We start from the raw sequence: 525 nt of genomic DNA, 5'->3' as shown, positions 1-525 counted from the left end.
CTATCACGGCGGCATGTGGTTCCGCACAAACAACGATCAGATCGAGGTCGGCCGCATTCTCGATGAGGCGGGCGAGCTGGTTGTTTATGAACGCGCTGACGGCAAGATCGGTGTCCACGCCGGACAATTCGTTGAGCCTGACATCACGCTCGATCAGGATCATATTTTTGGAATTCGCGTCGACAAGAATAAGCGGCTTTCATCCACAGTGCTTGCTGTGCGCGGCCGCTTCGTCAACACCGACAATCATTTCGTGACAGAGGATGCGGCCATCTATGGCGATCCTTATGGGCAGTTCGATGAAACGGAACGGACGAGGACATTCGAGAATGCTGCTGTTCAGTCGCACAATCATTGCCAGCGCAAGCAGAAGCTGACCTACATCAGGGCAAATGCTCGAAAGGTTTCTATCACTGCCAATTACAGCGATGCGAAAAACTGCGCTTATCGGCGATTCATCCGCGTGCATTACCCGAGCCGAGGCCTTGTTAACGCCATCGTCGAGATCACCTCAACCGTGACGCT

The 525-nt window shown here is 53.7% G+C and carries 1 protein-coding gene; it reads left to right on the top strand.

Translation table 11 applies throughout. The features are described 5' to 3' along the window. Window positions 1-525 (top strand): hypothetical protein (locus tag ACQV2G_RS09165; protein ID WP_428876654.1); only part of this gene is annotated, 525 nt, incomplete at both ends.

Source organism: Facklamia sp. P12955, assembly GCF_050409565.1.
Classification (GTDB): domain Bacteria; phylum Bacillota; class Bacilli; order Lactobacillales; family Aerococcaceae; genus Facklamia.
The sequence above is the reverse complement of the archived record's forward strand: the minus strand, read 5'-3'. Positions and strand labels throughout refer to the sequence as shown.